This is a genomic window from Rhizobium sp. BK512 (assembly GCF_014194915.1).
Classification (GTDB): Bacteria; Pseudomonadota; Alphaproteobacteria; order Rhizobiales; family Rhizobiaceae; genus Rhizobium.
In genome coordinates, this window is the sequence record NZ_JACIAS010000012.1 from 104,129 (window position 1) to 124,639 (window position 20,511).

At 62.2% G+C, this 20,511-nt stretch carries 18 protein-coding genes; 8 read left to right on the top strand and 10 right to left on the bottom strand.

Features of this window, described 5'->3' with window-relative positions; genetic code table 11:
• Window positions 1-60 precede the first annotated feature (60 nt).
• The gene (locus tag FHX06_RS32195) at window positions 61-969 is read left to right on the top strand and encodes a c-type cytochrome (protein WP_409564445.1); all 909 of its coding nucleotides are present in this window, start codon (window positions 61-63) and stop codon (window positions 967-969) included.
• 10 nt (window positions 970-979) lie between these two features.
• On the opposite strand, the gene FHX06_RS32200 is transcribed toward FHX06_RS32195, so the two are convergent.
• The 10 genes from FHX06_RS32200 to FHX06_RS32245 all read right to left on the bottom strand — a co-directional run bounded on the left by FHX06_RS32200 (window position 980) and on the right by FHX06_RS32245 (window position 11,417).
• Window positions 980-1,321, bottom strand: coding sequence for a c-type cytochrome (locus FHX06_RS32200; protein WP_113208057.1), 342 nt, complete (start codon window positions 1,319-1,321; stop codon window positions 980-982).
• Between the two features lie 55 nt (window positions 1,322-1,376).
• Window positions 1,377-2,267, bottom strand: a complete 891-nt coding sequence (locus tag FHX06_RS32205) for a cytochrome c oxidase assembly protein (protein ID WP_409564446.1) — start codon at window positions 2,265-2,267, stop codon at window positions 1,377-1,379.
• Between the two features lie 14 nt (window positions 2,268-2,281).
• On the bottom strand, window positions 2,282-2,884 hold the full coding sequence (locus tag FHX06_RS32210; RefSeq protein WP_183882255.1) for a heme-copper oxidase subunit III: 603 nt from the start codon (window positions 2,882-2,884) through the stop codon (window positions 2,282-2,284).
• Complete coding sequence (gene ctaD / locus FHX06_RS32215; protein ID WP_183882257.1) at window positions 2,881-4,791, bottom strand: cytochrome c oxidase subunit I; 1,911 nt, start codon at window positions 4,789-4,791, stop codon at window positions 2,881-2,883. Before ctaD ends, FHX06_RS32210 begins: the two co-directional genes overlap by 4 nt.
• Window positions 4,788-5,783, bottom strand: a complete 996-nt coding sequence (coxB, locus tag FHX06_RS32220; protein WP_113208003.1) for a cytochrome c oxidase subunit II — start codon at window positions 5,781-5,783, stop codon at window positions 4,788-4,790. The genes ctaD and coxB overlap by 4 nt, the downstream gene beginning before the upstream one ends.
• A complete protein-coding gene (locus tag FHX06_RS32225) occupies window positions 5,780-6,364 on the bottom strand; it encodes a c-type cytochrome (protein WP_246715745.1) in 585 nt (194 codons plus the stop codon). The genes coxB and FHX06_RS32225 overlap by 4 nt, the downstream gene beginning before the upstream one ends.
• Window positions 6,365-6,373: 9 nt before the next feature.
• Window positions 6,374-8,779 (bottom strand): FdhF/YdeP family oxidoreductase, encoded by a 2,406-nt coding sequence (locus tag FHX06_RS32230; RefSeq protein WP_183882261.1) that lies wholly within the window; start codon window positions 8,777-8,779, stop codon window positions 6,374-6,376.
• A gap of 284 nt (window positions 8,780-9,063) precedes the next feature.
• Window positions 9,064-9,330, bottom strand: coding sequence for a helix-hairpin-helix domain-containing protein (locus FHX06_RS32235; RefSeq protein WP_183882263.1), 267 nt, complete (start codon window positions 9,328-9,330; stop codon window positions 9,064-9,066).
• Between the two features lie 75 nt (window positions 9,331-9,405).
• Complete coding sequence (locus tag FHX06_RS32240) at window positions 9,406-10,434, bottom strand: Gfo/Idh/MocA family protein (RefSeq protein ID WP_183882265.1); 1,029 nt, start codon at window positions 10,432-10,434, stop codon at window positions 9,406-9,408.
• Entirely contained in the window at window positions 10,431-11,417 is a 987-nt protein-coding gene (locus FHX06_RS32245) for an MDR/zinc-dependent alcohol dehydrogenase-like family protein (protein WP_183882267.1), read from the bottom strand. Before FHX06_RS32245 ends, FHX06_RS32240 begins: the two co-directional genes overlap by 4 nt.
• A gap of 451 nt (window positions 11,418-11,868) precedes the next feature.
• Here FHX06_RS32245 and FHX06_RS32250 point away from each other — a divergent pair, with 451 nt between their 5' ends.
• From FHX06_RS32250 to FHX06_RS32280, 7 genes are read left to right on the top strand one after another with little or no spacing between them, the layout of a single operon-like run.
• A complete protein-coding gene (locus FHX06_RS32250) occupies window positions 11,869-12,975 on the top strand; it encodes an NAD-dependent epimerase/dehydratase family protein (RefSeq protein ID WP_183882269.1) in 1,107 nt (368 codons plus the stop codon).
• The gene (locus FHX06_RS32255; RefSeq protein WP_183882271.1) at window positions 12,972-15,008 is read left to right on the top strand and encodes an NAD-dependent epimerase/dehydratase family protein; all 2,037 of its coding nucleotides are present in this window, start codon (window positions 12,972-12,974) and stop codon (window positions 15,006-15,008) included. Before FHX06_RS32250 ends, FHX06_RS32255 begins: the two co-directional genes overlap by 4 nt.
• Window positions 15,005-16,120 carry a glycosyltransferase family 4 protein gene (locus FHX06_RS32260; RefSeq protein ID WP_183882273.1) on the top strand — a complete coding sequence of 372 codons (1,116 nt, stop codon included), beginning with the start codon at window positions 15,005-15,007 and terminating at the stop codon, window positions 16,118-16,120. The genes FHX06_RS32255 and FHX06_RS32260 overlap by 4 nt, the downstream gene beginning before the upstream one ends.
• A gap of 3 nt (window positions 16,121-16,123) precedes the next feature.
• Complete coding sequence (locus FHX06_RS32265) at window positions 16,124-17,254, top strand: glycosyltransferase (protein ID WP_183882275.1); 1,131 nt, start codon at window positions 16,124-16,126, stop codon at window positions 17,252-17,254.
• On the top strand, window positions 17,251-18,342 hold the full coding sequence (locus FHX06_RS32270; RefSeq protein ID WP_183882277.1) for a glycosyltransferase: 1,092 nt from the start codon (window positions 17,251-17,253) through the stop codon (window positions 18,340-18,342). Before FHX06_RS32265 ends, FHX06_RS32270 begins: the two co-directional genes overlap by 4 nt.
• A complete protein-coding gene (locus tag FHX06_RS32275) occupies window positions 18,339-19,466 on the top strand; it encodes a glycosyltransferase (protein WP_183882279.1) in 1,128 nt (375 codons plus the stop codon). The genes FHX06_RS32270 and FHX06_RS32275 overlap by 4 nt, the downstream gene beginning before the upstream one ends.
• Window positions 19,466-20,509 (top strand): UDP-glucuronic acid decarboxylase family protein, encoded by a 1,044-nt coding sequence (locus tag FHX06_RS32280; protein ID WP_183882281.1) that lies wholly within the window; start codon window positions 19,466-19,468, stop codon window positions 20,507-20,509. The genes FHX06_RS32275 and FHX06_RS32280 overlap by 1 nt, the downstream gene beginning before the upstream one ends.
• Window positions 20,510-20,511: the final 2 nt, after the last annotated feature.

Below are 20,511 nucleotides of genomic sequence, written 5' to 3' on the forward strand. Positions count from 1 at the left end.
GTGGCCTATGTCGGATCGCAGGAAGGTAGCCGTCGAGACCGGCCAAGGCGCTTGGCAAGGCTGCGGTTCCGGCTTCTTTTGATCTGCACGCTTGTCGCAGTCGCCGCAGGCGCCGCAACCTGGCAGCTGACGGCGCCACGTCCGGCCTTTGAGCGTCCACCGCCAGATCTCGTCCCAGGCAATGTCGAGCGTGGCAGGACTGTTTTTTTTGCCGGCGGCTGCGCCTCCTGCCACGCTTCCCCCGGTCAACCGGACCGGTTGCGCCTGGGTGGCGGCTTCGCTTTGGCCTCGCCCTACGGCACCTTTCGGGTTCCCAATATCTCCCCTGACCGGCAAGCCGGGATCGGCGCCTGGTCGGTGACGGATCTCGCCAATGCGCTTCTGTCGGGCGTCTCGCCAGACAATGCCCATTATTATCCTGCCTTCCCCTATTCAAGTTATACCGGCATGACGCTCGAGGACGTCAGGGATCTTTATGCCTTCCTGCAAAGTCTGGAGCCGGTGTCGGATCGCTCGAAACCGCATGAGCTGGCGCTGCCTTTTCGCATCAGGCGCTTCGTCGGTTTCTGGAAACTGTTGTTTTTCAGGCCGCGCCATGTCGAAGACGCTCGCGCTGGCCAACCGGTCAGCGATCGTGGCAGATATCTGGTGGAGGTCCTTGGCCATTGCGCCGAATGCCATTCCACCCATAACGCCTTCGGAGCCGTCAAGCCGTCGACGCGCTTTGCCGGCGGAGCGAATGTCGACGGTGTCGGTTTCGTCCCCAACATCACGCCGCAGCGGCTGGCATCCTGGTCTGTCGAAGACATTGCCGAAATGCTCAAGAGCGGAAAGACGCCCGATCATGGCCAGATCGGATGGTCGATGGCGGACGTGGTCGAAAATACCGCCGAGTTGTCGCAGGACGATCGTCTCGCCATTGCGAGCTACCTGAAGTCGCTCCCGCCCAAGGATACGCCGAAGCCGTGAAAGGCAGCCTTCAGTGGGCGTAGAGATAGGCCGCAATATCACGGGCCTCGGCCGGCGTAATTCCCGTGACAGGCATGGCTGTTCTCGGGGAGTAAGCCGGCGGCGTGACGATCCAGCCAACGAGGTTGTCCGGTGTGTTGTTGAGAACGCCGGCTATATAGACCCGTTCGGATAGTCCGCCCAATGACCCGCCGACCTTGCCATCCGCGCCGGCAACGCCCGTAATCGTATGGCATCCGCTGCAGCCATATTGACGCAAGAGGGCCGGGGCCCGCCGCGGATCTCCACCTGTCATTGCGATCGCCGACGCCACCTGTTGCGAGCGTTTCTGGAAGCTGTTGACGCCGACCATGGCGCCAAGGAAAACAAGGATGAGGGCGGCCGGCACGAATACGCCCAGCCGCAGGTCAATGGTGGGCTGCTTGGGTTCCATCGGGGCCTCCTTTGGCGGAATTGTGGATCCAGAGGGCCATCAGCGCCAGGGCTGCGCCAGCATAAACGATGCCAGCTGGCACCCACATGATCAGGCCGGCGATCTGCTGGTCCTCGAGCGGGGTCATGCCCCATGCCGACGCGTCGCGCGTCGCAAACTGATAGCGCACATCCGGCGCCAGCGTGATCAGCGCTCCAAGCAGGCTCATGTGCATCATGGTGACAAAGAGATGCCACACGGCCATCCCCCTGTTGGCGGTCCAGAGAACCGCCCACCAGAATATCAAGGCGCTCAGAAAGAAGCTCAGATGCTGCAGCCGGTGAAGACCAATGTTTGTGACCGCTGCGTCGAAAAGCGGCGGCGCGTGCCAGGCCCATATCGCCACGCCGTGCAGAAAGGTGGCGAGCGTACCGCCTGTCAGCCGTGACCAGGTTGAACGCAACGGCCTCGATCCGACAACCTTTGCGCATAATGCTCGGGCAGTTTGCGGCAGTCCCCAGAGCATGAGGGCGAGTGGACGCGATAGCACCATCAAGGGGGCAGCGAGAGCCATGATGAGCTCGTGTTCGATCATGTGCATGCTGAAAAGCTTCTCGCCAAGCTCGTGCAGCGGCGACACGAGGGCGAATGTGAGCACGCTCCAGCCCGACCAGAAGCTCAACGAGCTGCGAGCAAGCCTGCGCTGGCCGCGGCAGCTGCGGTGGCCGAGTTTGCGCTGCCCCCGACCATAGAGCAGTGCGATGATCACGAGCGGAGTGACGATCCACGGATCGAGCGTCAAGGACAGGGCCGGATGGGGATGACCGTCATGGGCAAACGCCGTTGCCGGGATCAGCATGATGGACGGGACCGTCAAGGCCAAGATGACCGGACACCGTTTCATAGCCTTGGGATCCAGTAGATGCAGCCGTAGAGCGGCAGCCAGGTCGCCACCACGAAGCTCCAGTAGAGGGCGTTATCCTCCACGTCCCCGTAGCGGCGCAGGTTGTCGCCGTGGCGCGAAAACATCAGGCAGGTCAGAACCAGCGTATCGGCGAGATCGGTCAGGATATGGGTCGTATGCAGGCCGAGCATGACCCACAGGATCGACCCATAGGCATTGTCGTCCCAGCGTATGTTAAGGGCTGGGAACTCGAAGATGCGCGGCACGAGAGGCACGATGCCGAAGATCGACATGATCACGAGCCCGATCCTGACTTTGCGAAGGTCGCGCTGTCCGGCCCAGCGCGTGACAAGCAGGTTCGGAACAACGCTTGCCAGAAGCAGAACCGTGAGAATGGTCCCAGGCAACAGGTCCGGCGGCGGCGCGTTCAACGGCCAGGACGGCGCGTTGGCCATGAGGTAGAGATAGACGGCGATCGCCAGGGCAAAACCGCTGCCCTCGATCAGCATGAAGGCGCTCGTACCCCAAAAGGTCAAGCTGGCCGTGCCGGTCGCATGCAGGGGAAGATGCGACAGATCCAGAACGACTTTCTCCTTCATGATTCATCCTCCGGCGTTCGCTTCGGCCAAAACCAGCAGGTCAGGGCGATTGCGATCGGAACAGCGCCCCAGACCACCGCCCAGGCGCTGAACATCGAACCGATCAGCATGACGGTCGTTGCGAGCGCCGCCACGAGCGGCCAGATCGAATCTGCAGGTGAGGATTCGCGCGCTTCAGGTTCGGCTGCAACGACGCTGCTGACGACGAGTTCGCGCCGGTCGACCCGCAGACCGGTGGCGACCGGCAGCTCCGATGATGCCTGCCAGAGGGGGTCGCGCGACTGCACGACCGGAATGCGTGCGAAGTTATAGGGCGGCGGCGGTGAGGCAGTTGCCCATTCGAGCGAAGCGCAATTCCAGGGATTGGGGCCGGCGACCTTTCCGCTGCGCAGACTGCGGATGGCATCGATGAAGAACAGGCCGAAACCAGCAGCCAGAACGAATGCGCTGACGCTGACAAAGAGGTTCATGCCGGACCAAGGAAGTTCCGGCGGATAGGTATAGACCCTGCGTGGCATGCCCGCGAGGCCAAGAATATGCATCGGAAAGAAAGTCAGGTGAAAGCCCGCGAAAATCAGGCCAAAGACGATGCGCCCAAGCTTTTCGCTCATCATCCGGCCTGTCATCTTGGGAAACCAGTAATAAATGGCACCCACCAGAGGAAATACAGCGCCCCCAACGAGGACGTAATGAAAATGCGCTACGACGAAGTAGGTGTCGTGGACCTGCGTGTCGAGCGGCACGGATGCGACCATCACCCCGGTCATCCCGCCCATCACGAAGGTGATGAGAAAGCCGATGACGAACAGCATCGGCGTCTTGAAAATCGGTCTGCCGCTCCACAAGGTCGCGAGGAAGCAGAAGATCTGGGTGCCGGCCGGGATGGCGATCGCCATGCTCGAAGCGGTAAAGAAGCTGCTTCCCGAGGGCGGCAGCCCGGCCACGAACATGTGATGCACCCAAAGGCCGAAAGACAGAAGGCCTGTAGCGATCAGTGCCATGACAAGTGCCAGATATCCAAAGACAGGCCGCTGCGAAAACGGCGAGATCATCGCAGAGACCATGCCGACGGCCGGCAGGAAGATGATGTAGACTTCCGGGTGGCCGAAAAACCAGAAGAGGTGCTGCCACAAAAGCACGTCCCCCCCCTCGGCCGGATTGTAGAAATGCGTGCCGACCAGCCGGTCGAGGATAAGCGAGGAACTGGCGAACATGATCGCCGGCATCGCGATGATCACCAGGAAGGATGTTACCAGCATCGACCAGACAAAGACCGGAATGCGATCGAGGGACATGCCCGGCGCCCGCTGCTTGAACACGGTCACGACGATCTCGACGGCAACGGCAAGGGCCGACAGTTCGGTGAAGGTGATCATCTGAGCCCAGATGTCGGCGCGTTTTCCGGCACCATATTCAGGACCAGATAGTGGCACGTAAGCGAACCAGCCGACATCGGGGGCCGCGTCGAGCGCCACGGCGATCCAGAGAACGAGACCGCCGGCGAGGAAGATCCAGTAGGAGAAGGCGTTGAGGCGGGGAAAGGCGATGTTGCGCGTGCCCACCATGAGTGGCACCAGATAGACACCCATCGCTTCCATGACAGGCACCGCAAACAGGAACATCATGTTCGAGCCGTGCGTCGTGAAAATCTGATTATAGCGGTCGGCGCTGAGAAAGCGTGCTTCCGGAAAGGCGAGCTGCACGCGCATGACCAGGGCCAGGACGCCGCCAAGCGCCAGAAAAACGAACGCGGTGACAATGTAACGCCTCGCGATGATCTTGTGATCGACGGTTGTCAGCGCCCCCCAGATGCCTTTTCCTGACTGCCATGTCCGGCGAAGGCGCGGTTCCAGATCTTCCCGCTCGACCTCGACATCCAGAACCTGCGCGGTGGATGAGCTGTTCATCGCAATGTCTCCAGGAAAGCCGTCACCTGTCGAAGTTCCTCGCTCGTCATGGGGACCAGCGGCATGTTGTTGCCGGGCTTGATCGTCTGCGGGTCGGCAATCCAGGCGGCAAGCGAGCCGGCGCTATTTTGCAACACGCCGGCCGCAAGCAGGCGCCTGGAGGCGACATGGGTCAGATCGGGACCCGATGTGCCCTTTGCCTCGGTACCACGGATCGTATGGCAGGCAGCGCATGGCTTGCGCATGAAGACGTCGCGCCCGGCAATGACGGCGGCGTCCTGCGACACGACAGCGCTCCGGCGCTGGCTCTCCAGCCATTGACGATAAGCCTCCGGTTCCTGCGCGACAACTTCGAGTGCCATGTGGGCGTGCTGGAGGCCGCAGAATTCGGCGCATTGGCCCCGGTAGATGCCGGGTCTTTCAGCATGGAGCGTGATCGTATTGTCGCGGCCGGGCACAAGGTCCTGCTTGCCGGCAAGCGAGGGAACCCAGAAGGAGTGGATGACGTCGGTGGCCTGCAAGCGCAGGCGCACATCCTGGCCGACGGGAATGTGCAGTTCGTTTGCCGTCTGAAATCCCGTCGACCTATCGTCGCCGTCATAGTCGAAACGCCACCACCATTGCTCGCCACGCACGAGGATGGCAGCGGAGGATGCCTCTTTATATTCCGGGAACCGGTCGGACGTGAAGCTTACGACGGTCAGCAGGACGATTATTGCCGCGGTCGAAACAATGGCCACCGTCACGACCACCGAGATCTGCCGCTCCTGCGCGCCCTCGCTGTCTTTCCGGCTTGGCTTGCGCAGAAGCGACCAGACCAGTGCCCCCATGACGAGGAGAAAGACGCTCGTGCAGACAAAGACGAAGAAGAGGATGATGTGGAGAAGGTCGGCGGCCGCCGGCCCCCTCGGATCGAGCGCCGACTGCACTCCCGTGCATCCTGCCATGAAGCCCGCAAGAAGGAGACACGATACGATCGCCACCTGTTTCATTGTTGACGATCCAGTCGCCGCATGCCGACCGGCCCCTCCTGGAACAAACCCGCCGCAGGGGCCCTGTTTTCGGCCGGCCTGCTGTTCTTCTCGTCGTTGCGGGCGGGCGCGGTATATTTTGCCTGATAGGCTCCGACCGTTCTGAGATAACCGGCAAGCTGCCAGATCTCGTCGATGGTCATGCGATCTGCGAACGCCGGCATGCCATGCGGGCGGCCGTCGTGTATGGACGCCACCAATGTTTCCATCTCTGGTCCGTAGGACCACCATCCGTCGAGAAAGGACGGTCCGCTCAGCCCCCGGCCGTCGCCGTGGCAGGCCGGGCAGCCAAACCAGGTATAAAGCCGCTTGCCCTGGCTGAGATCATAGGCAGTGTTCTCATAGGGCGTTCCGATTGCAAAATAGACCTCAGGGGGCGTGCCGCCAATACCATCTGCCATCAGCCGGACGTCATTCAAGGATGCAGAGACAGGGGGCGGCGCCCGATACTGACGTGGTTGCCGCATCCAGCCGAGCATCGCGCCGGCACAAGCCGCGCCGAGAAGGCAGATTGTCACCAGCAGCCAGCGCCGAGCAACCATTGGCATGGCTCATCTCGTCTGGCGTTGTCCCGCCGAAGCGGTCATCCGAACTGGCAACAGCTTATAGGACGGGGTTTTGGCCTTGGGATCGTGATGGTCCAGCGGAAACAGCGGATTGGCTTCCGGATAATAGGCAGCGCAGGAACCGGACGGGATCTGATAGGGGACCAGGGAAAAGCCCTCGACGCGGCGTAGCCGCTTTCCATCGACGGCAGTCGTCAGGTCGACGAGGTCGCCGGCGGCAAAGCCGAGACGCAGCATGTCGGCTTCGTTCACGAAGACCACACGCCGCGTGCCCTTGATGCCCCTGTAGCGGTCGGTAAAGCCGTAAATCGTCGTGTTGAACTGGTCGTTCGATCGCAATGTCAGGAGATTGAACGTCTCCTCGCTGCCTGGCGTCACCTCAAGCTCCGGAAAAAGCCGCTGCGGTGTGATGAAGTTTGCCTTGCCGTTCGGCGTCGTCCATTTGCGTTCGCGCGCCGGAACCGATCGTGTGATGCCGCCCGGCTGGAACATCTTCAGATTGAAGTCCTTGAAGGTTTCCGGATAGGTCTGCTCGATGGCATCGCGAATGCGCGCGTAATCGCCGACCCAGCCATCCCAGTCGACGCTGCCCCTGCGCAGGCTTGCCTTGGCGATGCCCGCAATGATTGCCGGCTCGGACAGGAGGTCGGGGCTTGCCGGCCTGGCACGACCGCGTGAACCGTGAAAGTGGGCCGTGGAGCTCTCCGTCGACACGGCTTGCGGCCCGGACTCCTGTTCATCCACCTCGGTTCGCCCAAGACAGGGCAGGAGATAGGCGACCTCGCCGTGGATCACATGGCTGCGATTGAGCTTCGTGGCGATCTGGACGGTCAGGCGAAGTTTTCTCCAGCCCGCTTCGACGGCTTCGGTATCGGGGACGGCGCGTAGGAAGTTGCCGCCGAGGCCGATAAAGGCACGTGCCTTGCCCTCGATGATCGCCTTGCAGGTGTCGATCGTCGATCGCCCCTCCGAACGTGGCGGCTCGAACTGATAGAGCTGTGACAGCTTGTCGAGCGGCACGAGCCCTGGCTTTTCGGTGATCCCCACAGTACGTTGGCCCTGCACGTTCGAATGGCCGCGCACAGCGCAGATATTGGCGCCGGGCTTGCCGATATTGCCGCGAAGAAGCGCAAGATTGGCAACCATCTGCACATTCTCGACCCCCATGACCTGCTGGGTCAGGCCCATGCCGTAGATGATGAGGACGGCCTTGGCATTGGCATAGATCTCTGCGGCCTGCCGCATCTGGGCCTGGCTGAGGCCGGACACATGTTCGAGCGCGCTCCAGTCGTGACGTCGACAGGCTTGGGCGAATTCCTCAAAGCCCGCCGTGTGATCGTCGATGAAAACGTGATCGAGAACATGTTTCTTGTCAGCGGCGGCCATCGAGGCGGCGAAAGCGACGTCGGCGGCATTGTCCGGATCCTTGGGAATAGCGTCTGTGCCGCTGATCCGGCTTGTCTTCGATTGCTTCAAGGCGTCATCGGCCTCGACGAGAGCCTTGCAGACGCCGAAAAGCGCGGCGACGTCCCCGCCATTGCGCAGCTGATAGTAGTGAGAGGAAATCGGCGTCTTGTGCCCGGTCAACATCTGCGCCGGGTCCTGCGGGTTGATGAAATTTTCCAGCCCCGGTTCTGGCAGCGGGTTGAAGGTGACGATCTTCACGCCCCTTTCGACCGCCTCCTGCAGGTCATGCAGCATTCTCGGCGACGATGTGGCGACGTTCTGGGCAATATAGAAGATACAGTCGCAATTCTGGAAATCGGTGAGATCCGCGGTCCCGACGGTTGCTCCGATGCTCGTCGGCAGGCCGACGGACGTGCTTTCGTGGCACATGTTGGAGGAATCGGGCAGGTTGTTGGTGCCGTATAGCCTTGCCAGCAGCTGGTACATGTAGGCCGTTTCCAGCGAGGCTCGCCCGGACGTATAGAAGTCCACTTCGTCAGGGGAAAGCGCCTGAAGCTCGGTACCGATTTCGGCGAAGGCCGCCTCCCAGGTAACCGGCTCATAGCGATCGGTCTGGGCGTTCCAGCGCATCGGCTGCGTCAGCCGGCCGCGCTCTTCCAGATCATAGTCGCTCCAGGCCTCGAGCTCCTGAAGAGTGGTGGAGGCGAAGAATTTTTGATCGGCGCGCCTGCTCGTCGCCTCCCAGGCGGTGGCCTTGGCGCCGCTTTCGCAAAATTCCAATGCGCGCGGCTTGGCGGGCTTTGCCCAGGCACAGCTTGCGCACATATAGCCGTCAGGCTTGTTGTGGTGCGACAGCAGCGACATGCCGGAGGTTACGACATGTTCGCGCACAAGAATTTCAGTAAGCGCGCGTGCCGAGCCCCATCCTCCGGCCGTTCGGTCGTGCGGCCCCAAAAGCGGTTCATCGTCCTGGCGTACCGACATGACTTTCTCTCCCTCTGTTGCCGTTCCGGCGCATGCCTGTCTCATGCCCGCAGGTGGCGTTTGCGCCACCGCGGGCTGCTTTGTCGTTCACGGGCAAACGGGGTTTGCCCGTGGCAGATCGCCGCCGTCATCGCCACCTTCCGCCGTTTTCAACGGGGGCGGTCTCATGCCGCGTGACCGATGACGCGACGCCGCACATGTCGCATCTCGACCTGTCCTAACCGGCCAGCCATCCAACTGTTCCGCGCAGCCAAAAAAATATCGGCGCACGATATAAAAGCGTCTCATGTTTTCGCTTCCTGCTGGTCGGGCCGCTCCTGCGGCGCCGGGCTGGCAAGCGCATTCATTTCCATTCGGATCAGAGATAGCGCTCGCTTGCCAATGCCGGGTATCGCCAGGACCTCCCTGTCATCTAGTCTGGCGAGCGTGCTGAAGCGCCTGATCCCGCTTGTCCGCAACGCGCTGACGACCCAGCGGGGCAGGCTGCTTCTTGCGACGCGATCGCTTGGGGCGGCTTTTTTTGTTCCTTTCGAATGAAACTGTTCGGGCATGGGGACCTGGCGTTCTTCAATGTTTAACGAAGGGCGGCGCAAGCAGGCCTGTTGGACGCTGCGCCGATCTCATCCTCAAGATCCCGCCCCATAGATGCGATCAATGGTTTCGGCGACGCCGACGATGGTCTCGCAATCCTCGTCGAAGCCCTTGTCCGCCGTCAGCTTTCTTGCCCAGGCAAGCGCTGCCCTGCCGCCCCAGTCGTCCGGCGGCGAAACGAGCGTGTGCATGTGCGTGCCGCAATAACGCTCCGCCGTCAGGTCGTAGAAGGACCCGTCGATGTTTCTAAGCCCGCACCCGCCGTTCGTTCCGAAGAATTTTGCTTCGATCACCGCATCACGGCCGGCCTGCAGTCGCCATGAACAGGCAAGCCGCACCGTTGTGCCGTCATCGAGATCGAACGTCGCCGAGGCGAAATCCTCGACCTCCTCCGCCGCCGGCGTCAGCATCTTGCCGTCACGCAGCAGCCGGCTCGAAACATTGGAAACGGCCGGGTCACCAAGGCACCACAGGACAAGATCGATCAAATGGACGCCGAGATCGATAAGGCATCCGCCTCCGGACAGGCGTCTGTCGTAGAACCAGGATTTGTCCGGCCCGTAGGCGTTGTGGAATGTCAGATCGACGGAGAAGATCTTCCCGAGTTCGCCGCTCTCGATGAGCGCACGGATCGCCTGCATGGCGCTTGTGTGGCGATAGGACAAGTCGACGCCGAGCAGCCGGTCGGCCGCTCTTGCGGCCGTCACGACGGCTTGCGCCTCGCCGGCGGTGCGGCCAAGCGGTTTCTGGCAGAAGACCGCCTTCCCGGCTTTAAGGGCACGGATGGATTGGGCGGCGTGGTCGGCACTTGGCGTGGCGATGACAACGCCGTCCAGTTCGTCGGCAAGAAGATCGTCGAGCCCTTCGGCATGGCGTGCCTTGGGACTGAGCGCCATCGCCTCCTCGATCATGCGCGGCGATGGATCGACAATCGTGGTGGCCTCGGCAAGTCCGCTCTGGATCAGAGCCTGCATGCGATTGCGGCCGATCCAGCCCACTCCGACAAAACCGAGCCGCAGCGGCCTGACACGCGTGTCAGCTTGGTGCGAGAGCATCCTGTTCATCGGTAGATCACCAGCGCTTTGAGGAATTCACCTGGCCGGTCTCTCGTATCGTCGAGCGCCTTGTCGAGATTTGCGAGCTGATAAGAATGGGTATAGAGCGGGCGCGGATCGAGCTGGCCTGCCGCAATCGCCTCGATGGCTCGGCGCATGCCCTCCACATAGATTTGGGGATCGCGCTCATGAGCATTGATGACGTCCAGGCCGCGCCAGTTCCACATCTGCATGTTGACTTGGCGCGGGCCGTCCTGGTGATAGCCGGCAACGACGAGGCGCCCGCGCTCCATTGTCAGTTCCCCCGCAAGGTCGAGAGGCCATTGCTTGCCGACCGCTTCGATGACCCGGTCGCAGAAGCGCCCGCTTGTCAGCGAACGAACCTCCTCGATGATGCGCCAATGATCGTCCATGACAATCCCGTGGGTCGCCCCCATGCGCTCGGCGACGTCGAGCGATGCCTGACGTCGCGAAACTGCAATCACCCGGGCTCCGGCGTTGACTGCAAGCTGGGTCAAGAGCGCACCCAGGAAGCCGATGCCGACGATGGCAACTGTCTGGCCGGCTCTGATGTCGGCGCGATTGAAAATATTCATCGCGCAGCCAAGCGGTTCTCCGGGGAACGGTTGGCCATCAAGGGAGGCAGGGAGCCGGACGACCATGTCTTCGTCGGCAAGGTCGTGGCTGGCATAGGCGTGGTAGCTGAGCGCAGCTACCCGGTCTCCGACACGGATATCGCAGACCTCCGGCCCGATCGCGTCGACAAGGCCCCAGCCCTCGTGTCCGAGCCCGCCTGGCTCCGTCGGAAACTGCATCCAGTCGGGTCCAGACCAGGGCGTCAAGTTGGAAGCGCACACGCCACAGCCCTCCAGCCGAATGCGGACCTGGCGCGCCGTCGGCCGCGGTAAGTCGCCTTCGACCAGCTCGATGCGGCCGGGGGCCGTCACGATCGCTGCCGTTAATACGGATGGTTTTGCTGCGCTCACGTCCATTCGTCTCTCCTGGTTTCAGTCCGGCCGTGCCGGCCGCACGAGCCGGCCGCACGAGCCGAGGTCATCGTCATGCCGAGGCAGCTCGCACTGGCGTAGACCTTTGAAGGGCTGCGGCGTGCTCGTCCCCGATGCTCACGCCCCGAACCGAGAAGTGGTCAAACTGTTCCGGCAGAAGTTGAAGTTCATGAAATAGAAGATGCTCGAGCCCAAGGGGCGGTCTGCGCACGAGTTTCTTATTGCCGCCACGGCTCATGGGCGGGCGAACTGTGCGGAGGCAAAAAAACCGGCGATTTCGCTCGGCTGCGCCGGTGCCGCGGTGGTTCGCGGAGCGTTTCCGGCACGCAGGAGGATTGATGAAGTTATAGATGACAAAGATGTCATTGATGAGGAACATTCGCAGCCAAGCGTTGTTCGGCGCCCTGTCACAGATGAGAAATGTGCAGAGGAAGCCATGACAAGAATACTCGTTACCGGCGGCTGCGGCTTTATCGGCCGGCATGTCACCGAAGAGCTTTTGAAGGCAAACTACGAGGTTCGTATCCTGGATGCCCTGATCGATCAGGTGCATGGGGATGTTGAAACTGACATGCCGCAGGCCGCCGAAATCCTGCGCGGCAATGTCTGCGACCGCGTCGCGGTCGTCGAAGCTCTTGACGATGTCGACGGCGTCATCCACCTGGCCGCGGAAGTCGGCGTTGGCCAGTCCATGTACGAGATCGCCCGATATGTGGGAGGAAACGACCTTGGCACGGCAGTTCTTCTTGAGGCCATGATCGGCAAGCCGATCAGACGGATCGTTGTCGCCTCCTCCATGAGCGTTTATGGCGAAGGCCGGTACCTGACGTCAACGGGCGAGCAGGTCGGCCTGGCCCGTCGCAGGAGCGAGCGTATCAAGGCCGGCTCGTGGAACCTGCGCGGTCCAGACGGCGAGGATCTCGTCCCCGTGGCAACCGACGAGGAAAAGCCCGTCGATCTCGCATCGATCTATGCATTGACGAAATATGGCCAGGAGCGGCAGGTCCTGATTTTCGGGGAAGCATATGGCGTCGACGCCGTGGCGCTGCGCCTCTTCAACGTTTTCGGAGCTGGCCAAGCGCTGTCCAATCCCTATACGGGGGTGCTGGCCAACTTTGCCTCCAGGCTCGCCAATCATCAGTCGCCGATGATTTTCGAAGATGGCGAGCAGCGACGCGATTTCGTCCATGTCCGTGACGTGGCTCGTGCCTTTCGGCTCGCCTTCGAGCAGAAGGCCGCTGCCGGCCATGTCATCAATATCGGCAGTGGCAACGCCTATACGATCACCGAGGTGGCGACGCTTCTCGCGGAGTCCATGGGTGTGCCGGAAATTGCCCCCGATATCATGAACAAGGCGCGCTCGGGGGACATCCGCAACTGTTTTGCCGACATCTCCAAGGCGCGCGATCTCCTCGGATTCGAGCCGGAATTTCGCCTTGAACAGGCGCTCGGCCCATTCGTCGAATGGGTCAAGCTCACCGGCGCGATCGACCGTGGCGCGGAGATGAAGCGGCAGCTGGAAGCAAGGGGGCTCGTGTCATGACCGCGCAATCAACCCTTGCGGGGATCCAGCCGAGGCGCTTCGGCTTCGTAGAATGGTTCCGGCCCGGCGAATTTGCACGCACGGAGGAAATCCTGCCCGACATCCTGTCGAGTGGCGCAAGCTTCCTGCGCACGCATCTGTCCTGGGCCGAATACCTGGCGCCCGGGGGCCAGGACTGGTTTGACTGGCTGATCCCGAAGCTTGGCAGGAGCATCGATCTGCTGCCTTGCCTCCATTACACGCCGCCATCCCTGTCGCGCACCGGACGATCCTCCGGCGCACCGATCGACCTGAAGTCATACGCTGACTTCGTCGATCATGTTCTCGATCGGTATGGGCAGCACTTCACCCATGTGGAATTGTGGAACGAGCCCAACAACCTCCTCGACTGGGACTGGCGCGAAGACGGCGATTTCATGCTGTTTTGCCAGATGGTCGGTGGGGCAGCCTACTGGGCCAGGAAACGTGGCTTCAAGCCGGTGTTGGGCGGCCCCTGTCCCTTTGATCCCTACTGGCTGAACCTGATGGGCGAGCGAGGCGTGCTCAACGTTGTCGACGCGGTCGGCTTCCACGGCTTCCCTGGCACATGGGACAGCGAGGAGGGCGCCTGGGGCGGCTGGGACATGCATCTCGGCGAGATGCGAAAGATCGTCGGCCGCTTCAATCCGGCCGCCGAGATCTGGATCACCGAAACCGGCTATTCGACCTGGCGCAACGACGAGATGGAACAGGCGCGCCGCTTCATCAAGGCGTTGAGCGTACCCGCCGACCGGATGTACTGGTATTCCTGGCGTGACGTGCCGGCGGACGTGCCGGTTCAGGAAGGGTTATGGTTCGATCCTCGTCACTACCACCTCGGCGCCGTGACCGACGACAACCAGCCAAAGCTCCTGGCCCGCCTTCTGATGGAAGGGGGCGTGGCCCGCCTCGACGAAGTTAGCCGCCTTGCCAGCCCGAACCTTGCAACGGGCGCGGCGCCGATCGTCATTACCGGAGGCAGCGGCTTCATCGGATCCAACCTTGCCGATAGTTTCCTCAAGGACGGCAAGGATGTCGTCATCCTCGATAATCTTTCGAGGCCGGGCGTCGACCAGAACCTCGCCTGGCTGACGGCGCGCCATGGGCGGCGTGTTCATCCGCTGCTCGCCGACATCCGCGATCTGCGCAGCATCGAGGCGGGTTTTACCGATGCCGAAGCGGTCTTCCACTTCGCCGCCCAGACCGCCGTCACCACCAGCCTCGAGCGACCGCTCGACGATTTCGAAACCAATGCGCGTGGCACGATCAACGTGCTGGAGGCGGTCCGCAAGGCCGGCCGCCAAGCGCCCGTCATCTTCGCCAGCACGAACAAGGTCTATGGAGCGCTCGATGATCTGAAAATGCTGGAGCGAGACCGTTGCTACGCCCCCGCCGTCGACGCGATAAGGCTGCGCGGCATTGGCGAGGATCGGCCTCTCGACTTCTGCACCCCGTACGGCTGCTCCAAAGGCGTCGCCGATCAATATATGCTCGATTATCTCAAATCCTTCTCCATCCCGACGGCCGTGCTGCGGATGAGCTGCATCTATGGACCGCGCCAGTTCGGCACGGAAGACCAGGGCTGGGTCGCCCATTTCCTCATCCGCGCGCTCAACGGCGCGCCAATCTCGATCTATGGGGACGGCAGACAGGTCCGTGACATCCTCTTCGTCGACGACGCTGTCGCGGCCTATCGTGCCGTTCTCGACAATATCGACCGCGTCAGCGGGCAGGCCTTCAACCTGGGAGGGGGCCCCGGCAATGCCGTCAGTCTCCTGGACGTGCTGCAGGCAATTGAAACGCTGACCGGGCAGCGGCTCGAAACCTCCTTCGGCGATTGGCGTGCCGGTGACCAGCTTTATTTCGTCGCCGACACCAGGAAGCTCGAAACCAATGTCGGCTGGCGAGCCCGCATGGGCTGGAAAGACGGATTGCGAGCCCTCGGCAATTGGCTCGTCGACAATCGGTTCGAAGGTCAGGCTCTGATGGGTGAACGGCGCAAGGTGTCGGCATGAGGCAGGCCCTAGACATGGCTGCCCCGCCTCGCATCATGATGACCGTCGATGCGGTCGGAGGCGTCTGGCGCTATGCCATGGATCTCGCCGCGGGATTGCGCAGGGAAGGAATCACCACCTGTTTCGTTGGACTTGGCCCGCCTCCGTCCCGACAGGAAAAAGCCGAGGCAATGGAAATCGGCGAAATAGACTGGCTCGACGAACCGCTCGACTGGATGGTTCAGGACGAGGGCGCCCTTAAGAAGGTACCACATGCGATCGCAGCGCTCGCCAAACGAAGGCAGGTTGACCTCCTGCATCTTAACCTGCCCTCGCAGGCGGCAGAGCTTGACATCGACATGCCGGTTGTCGCCGTCTCCCATTCCTGTGTCGTTACCTGGTTTGCGGCTGTACGCCAAGCTGCGGTCCCCGACGGCTGGCGCTGGCAGCAGTCGCTGAACGCCCGCGGATTCGAACGGGCCGCGGCCGTGGTGGCGCCAAGCCATAGCCATGCCGCGATGCTGCGCGCGGCCTATGGCCCGATCCCGCATCTGACGGTGACCTACAATGCAAGTGGTGTCAGAGCCGCCGCCGAACCCAAGGAAGACTTTGCTTTTGCGGCCGGACGCTGGTGGGACGAGGGCAAGAATGCTGCCGTCCTTGACGCCGCCGCCGCGCAGATGACCTGGCCGCTCCTGACCGTCGGAGCCGATCATGGACCGGACGGGCAGGGCATGACGATGTCGAAGACACGCCACTTCGGCATCCTTCCGCACGCCGAAGCGATGACGCTGATGCGTCGCGCGGCCATCTTCGTCTCGCCGTCGCTCTACGAGCCTTTCGGGCTTGCCGCCCTGGAGGCGGCGCGCTCCGGCGCTGGCCTCGTCCTAGCCGACATCGCGACCTATCGGGAACTCTGGGACGGCGCGGCGGTTTTTGCCAATCCGCATCGTCCAGTGGCCTTCGCCGACGCGGTCAATCATCTGGCAAGCGATGTCGTCTCGCGCCAGGCGCTTGCGGACAAGGCGCGGCTTCGCTCCAAACGCTTTTCGCTACAGGCGCAGGCAGCCTCCATGGCACGCGTCTATGCCAGCCTTCTCGAACATGGGCGCAAGATCAAGTTAGCGGAGTAGATCATGAAATTCGTCTTTTATACGCAGTCGCTCCTGTCCGATTGGAACCACGGCAACGCGCATTTTTTGCGTGGCCTCATGCGCGACCTCGTTCGCCGCGGCCACGACGCGCTGGCGCTCGAGCCGGAAGACTCATGGAGCCGGCGAAATCTCGTCGCCGACCAGGGGAAAGCTGCGATCGCGGGTTTTGCCGAAGCCTTTCCGGGCCTGCGCGCGCAGATCTACATGGATAGTTTCGACCATGAGGCAGCACTCGGAGATGCCGATGTGGTTATCGTCCACGAGTGGACGGATCCCGCGCTCGTAGCACGGCTCGGCAGGGCACGCGCCAATGGTGCCCGTTTCACGCTGCTCTTTCACGACACCCATCATCGCGCCGTATCGGCGCAAACCGATATTTCCGGCCTCTCGCTCGATGGCTATGACGGCGTCCTCGCCTTCGGCGAGACGCTGCGGCAGCGTTACCTCAAAGCCGGCTGGGCCAAGTCAGTGTTCACTTTCCACGAGGCGGCTGACGATGCCTTGTTCCGGCCGATGCCGATGGTCGAAAAAACCGGCGATCTCATCTGGATCGGCAATTGGGGCGACGATGAGCGCTCCGAGGAAATCCTCGAGTATCTCGTGCGCCCTGCCAAAAGCCTTGGCCTTCGCACAAGCGTGCGTGGAGTTCGCTATCCCGACGAGGCGCTGTCTGCGCTCAAAGATGCGGGCATCGCCTATGGCGGCTGGATCGCCAATGCTGCCGCGCCGCTTGCTTTCGCCCGCAACCGGGTGACCGTTCATATTCCGCGCAGGCCCTATGTCAGCCACCTGCCGGGCATCCCGACCATCCGCGTCTTCGAGGCGCTTGCCTGCGGCATCCCCTTGATCTCGGCACCGTGGGATGATGCCGAAGGCTTGTTCAGGCCCGGCCGGGACTACCTCCTGGCCGAGGATGGATCGGCCATGCGCCGTCATCTGGGGGAGGTGCTTTCCAATCCTGATCTTTCGGCCGAGCTCGCCGAGAGCGGGCTTCAGACGATCCAGGCGCGTCACACATGCCGTCACCGCATCGATGAACTCTTGGCCATCCTGGCCACCGTCGGCAGCCGCTCCGTCCTCGACCAGCTCGCATCGAAGGAGGCAGCACAATGAAGATCGCTTTTTACGGGTCAAGCCTCCTATCGGCCTATTGGAATGGCGCGGCTACCTATTACCGCGGCCTGCTGCGGGCGCTTGCCGAGCGCGGCTACGATATCACCTTCTATGAGCCCGACGTCTACGAGCGCCAGAAGAACAGGGATATCGATCCCCCGCACTGGTGCAAGGTGGTCGTCTACGAGGCAACGGCCGATGACCTGCGGGCGGTCGCGGTCAAGGCGGGCGAAGCCGAGATCGTTGTCAAGGCCAGCGGCGTCGGTTTCGAGGACGATCGCCTGATGGAGGAGGTGCTTCGTCATGCGCGGCCCGAGGCCCTGAAAATCTTCTGGGATGTCGATGCACCGGCAACGCTCTCGGAGTTGCGCGACATCCCCGGCCATGCCGTGCGCCTTGCGCTCCAGAAGCTCGACCTTGTCCTGACCTATGGTGGTGGCGACCCTGTGGTTGAGGCCTATCGTGAGTTCGGCGCACGCGCGTGCATCCCGATCTATAACGCTCTCGATCCCGACACCCATCATCCGGTGGCGCCGGATGAGCATTTCAGCGCCGATCTCGGCTTCCTAGGCAACCGGCTTCCCGACCGTGAGGCGCGCGTCGAGCATTTTTTCCTCGAGCCCGCCGCACGCCTTCCGCAGGCCCGCTTCCTCCTTGGTGGCTCCGGATGGCAGGACAAGCCCATGACCGGCAATGTCAGGCGGGTGGGACACGTTGCCACCCACGACCACAACGCCTTCAACGTCACGCCCAAGGCCGTTCTTAATATCTCTCGGGAAAGCATGGCCCGGAACGGCTTTTCACCGGCCACCCGCGTCTTTGAGGCGGCTGGCGCGGGGGCCTGTCTCGTCACCGACAACTGGGAAGGTATCGAACTCTTTCTAAAGCCGAACGAGGAGGTTCTTGTCGCGCGGGATGCACAGGACGTCATCGATCTCATGGCGGATCTGACGCCGCAACGGGCTGCAGCGATCGGTAAAAGAGCCATGGCGCGCGTCCTTGCCGATCACACCTACGCGCAGCGCGCCGAAATCGTCGATGCGCTCTTCCGTCAAAAGCTGCGACGCCACGGGGAGGCAGCAGCATGAGGGACCCTCTCAATCTCGTGGTCTTCGGCCTGTCACTGTCCTCGTCCTGGGGCAATGGCCACGCCACGACCTTCCGGGCACTTCTGCGGGGGCTGGCCGCATCGGGCCATAATGTCCTTTTTCTGGAAAGAGACGTGCCATGGTACGCGGGCCATCGCGATCTGCCCTCACCGGACTTCTGCACGCTTGCCTACTATGACACGATCGATGCCGTCCTTGCGACCCACGGCGCCCGCTTGAAGGAGGCCGATGCGGTAATTGTCGGTTCCTACGTCCCGGATGGGTGCGAGCTGATCGATCGGCTGGCGCATCTTGCACCCAGGCATCTGTGTTTCTACGACATCGACACGCCGGTGACGCTTGCCGCTCTCGAACGCGGCGAGGAACCCTATCTCGCCAGGCGGCAGATCCCGCTCTTCGACATTTATTTCTCGTTTTCGGGCGGTGCGGTTCTCGACATCTTGGAGCATCGCTTCCAAGCCAGGAAGGCGGCGGCGCTCTACTGCTCCGTCGATGCCGAGCGATACGTCAATACGCGCGAGCCCTTGCGGTGGGATCTTGGTTATCTTGGAACCTATAGTGCCGATCGCCAGCCGACGCTTGAAAGACTGTTGCTCGAACCGGCACGACGCCTGCCCGACCTGCGCTTCGTCGTCGCCGGGCCCCAATATCCCGGCGAAATCGAATGGCCCGAAAACGTCGAGCGGATCGACCATTTGCCGCCGCGCGAACACGCCAGCTTTTATAGCCGCCAGCGTTTCACGCTGAATGTGACGCGTGCCGACATGATCGCGGCAGGCTGGTCGCCAAGCGTGCGCCTCTTCGAGGCAGCCGCCTGCTCGGCGCCGATCATCAGCGACGAGTGGCGCGGTCTTGACGAACTCCTGCCGGACGGGCAGGCGCTGGTCATTGCCCGCACCAGCGAGGATGTCGTTGCCGTGCTGACCCGCATGGACGACGCGACGCGCCGAATGATCGCAGAGGCGGCGCGAAGCGAAGTGCTCGCCAGCCACACCGGCCTCGCGCGCGCCCGACAAATGGCAGAGGCACTTGCCGCACTCGAGCAGACGCCATCCGCAACAATGACCCTTGATCCGCAGATTGACAGCGTAAGGAGATCGTAATGCTGCAGAAGAGCCGAAACGGCAAAGGAAGAAGCGTTCTTGTTGCCGGCGGTGCCGGCTTTGTCGGCTCGCATCTTTGCGATGCTTTGCTTTCGCGTGGGGACCGTGTGCTCTGCGTTGACAGTTTCATCACCGGATCCGTCACCAACGTTCAACCGCTCGCCAATCACCCCCAGTTCCGTCTCATCGAGGCGGATATCTGCGATCTACGCAGCATCGACGAGCCGGTCGACCAGATCTACAACCTGGCTTGCGCGGCCTCGCCTCCGCAATATCAAGCCGACCCGGTCCACACCATGATGACCTGCGTGGCCGGAACGGGAAACCTTCTGGCACTTGCCGAATATCATAATGCATCGTTTCTTCAGGCATCCACGAGCGAAGTCTATGGTGATCCCGCCGAACATCCGCAGCGCGAGGATTACCGTGGCAATGTCAGCTGCACCGGGCCACGCGCATGCTACGACGAAGGAAAGCGCGCCGCCGAGGCACTATGCTTCGATCTTGTCCGCGCCGGACGCGTCGATGCACGCGTCGCGCGCATCTTCAATACCTATGGACCGCGCATGCAGCCTCATGACGGCCGCATCATTTCCAATCTGCTGGTGCAGGCGATCACCGGCAAACCTCTGACGATCTACGGCAGTGGTCAGCAAACCCGCTCCTTTTGCTTCGTCAGCGATCTCGTGGCAGGTCTCATGGCCTTGATGAATGTCACTCCCAACCCGCAAGGGCCCGTCAATCTCGGCAATCCGGGAGAATTCACCATCAATCAGCTCGCCGAAATGGTTCACGCAATGGTCCCCACCGCGGCCAGGATCGCCTATCACCCCTTGCCGCAGGACGATCCGCAGCGCCGTCGGCCGGACATTTCCAAGGCGAAGGATCTCCTTGGCTGGGAGCCGCGGGTCCCTCTTGCCGAGGGACTGCGCCAGACCGCGGCCTGGTTCATCGCAACGCTTGGCACGCAACCCGTCTCCGGCAAGAGGCGAGCGCCGCCGTCGGCACGAACACGGCGCTCGAACGTCTCGATCGGGGTCTAGGA

What these genes read in the sequence shown, in the direction of transcription:
- FHX06_RS32240 (WP_183882265.1), bottom strand. Translation starts at nt 10,434, where the DNA reads ATGAACAGGATGCTCTCGCACCAAGCTGACACGCGTGTCAGGCCGCTG.
- FHX06_RS32275 (WP_183882279.1), top strand. Translation starts at nt 18,339, where the DNA reads ATGAGGGACCCTCTCAATCTCGTGGTCTTCGGCCTGTCACTGTCCTCG.
- coxB (WP_113208003.1), bottom strand. Translation starts at nt 5,783, where the DNA reads ATGAAACAGGTGGCGATCGTATCGTGTCTCCTTCTTGCGGGCTTCATG.
- FHX06_RS32210 (WP_183882255.1), bottom strand. Translation starts at nt 2,884, where the DNA reads ATGAAGGAGAAAGTCGTTCTGGATCTGTCGCATCTTCCCCTGCATGCG.
- FHX06_RS32260 (WP_183882273.1), top strand. Translation starts at nt 15,005, where the DNA reads ATGAGGCAGGCCCTAGACATGGCTGCCCCGCCTCGCATCATGATGACC.
- FHX06_RS32230 (WP_183882261.1), bottom strand. Translation starts at nt 8,779, where the DNA reads ATGTCGGTACGCCAGGACGATGAACCGCTTTTGGGGCCGCACGACCGA.
- FHX06_RS32270 (WP_183882277.1), top strand. Translation starts at nt 17,251, where the DNA reads ATGAAGATCGCTTTTTACGGGTCAAGCCTCCTATCGGCCTATTGGAAT.
- ctaD (WP_183882257.1), bottom strand. Translation starts at nt 4,791, where the DNA reads ATGAACAGCTCATCCACCGCGCAGGTTCTGGATGTCGAGGTCGAGCGG.
- FHX06_RS32280 (WP_183882281.1), top strand. Translation starts at nt 19,466, where the DNA reads ATGCTGCAGAAGAGCCGAAACGGCAAAGGAAGAAGCGTTCTTGTTGCC.
- FHX06_RS32250 (WP_183882269.1), top strand. Translation starts at nt 11,869, where the DNA reads ATGACAAGAATACTCGTTACCGGCGGCTGCGGCTTTATCGGCCGGCAT.
- FHX06_RS32200 (WP_113208057.1), bottom strand. Translation starts at nt 1,321, where the DNA reads ATGGTCGGCGTCAACAGCTTCCAGAAACGCTCGCAACAGGTGGCGTCG.
- FHX06_RS32265 (WP_183882275.1), top strand. Translation starts at nt 16,124, where the DNA reads ATGAAATTCGTCTTTTATACGCAGTCGCTCCTGTCCGATTGGAACCAC.
- FHX06_RS32255 (WP_183882271.1), top strand. Translation starts at nt 12,972, where the DNA reads ATGACCGCGCAATCAACCCTTGCGGGGATCCAGCCGAGGCGCTTCGGC.
- FHX06_RS32245 (WP_183882267.1), bottom strand. Translation starts at nt 11,417, where the DNA reads ATGGACGTGAGCGCAGCAAAACCATCCGTATTAACGGCAGCGATCGTG.
- FHX06_RS32235 (WP_183882263.1), bottom strand. Translation starts at nt 9,330, where the DNA reads ATGCCCGAACAGTTTCATTCGAAAGGAACAAAAAAAGCCGCCCCAAGC.
- FHX06_RS32225 (WP_246715745.1), bottom strand. Translation starts at nt 6,364, where the DNA reads ATGGTTGCTCGGCGCTGGCTGCTGGTGACAATCTGCCTTCTCGGCGCG.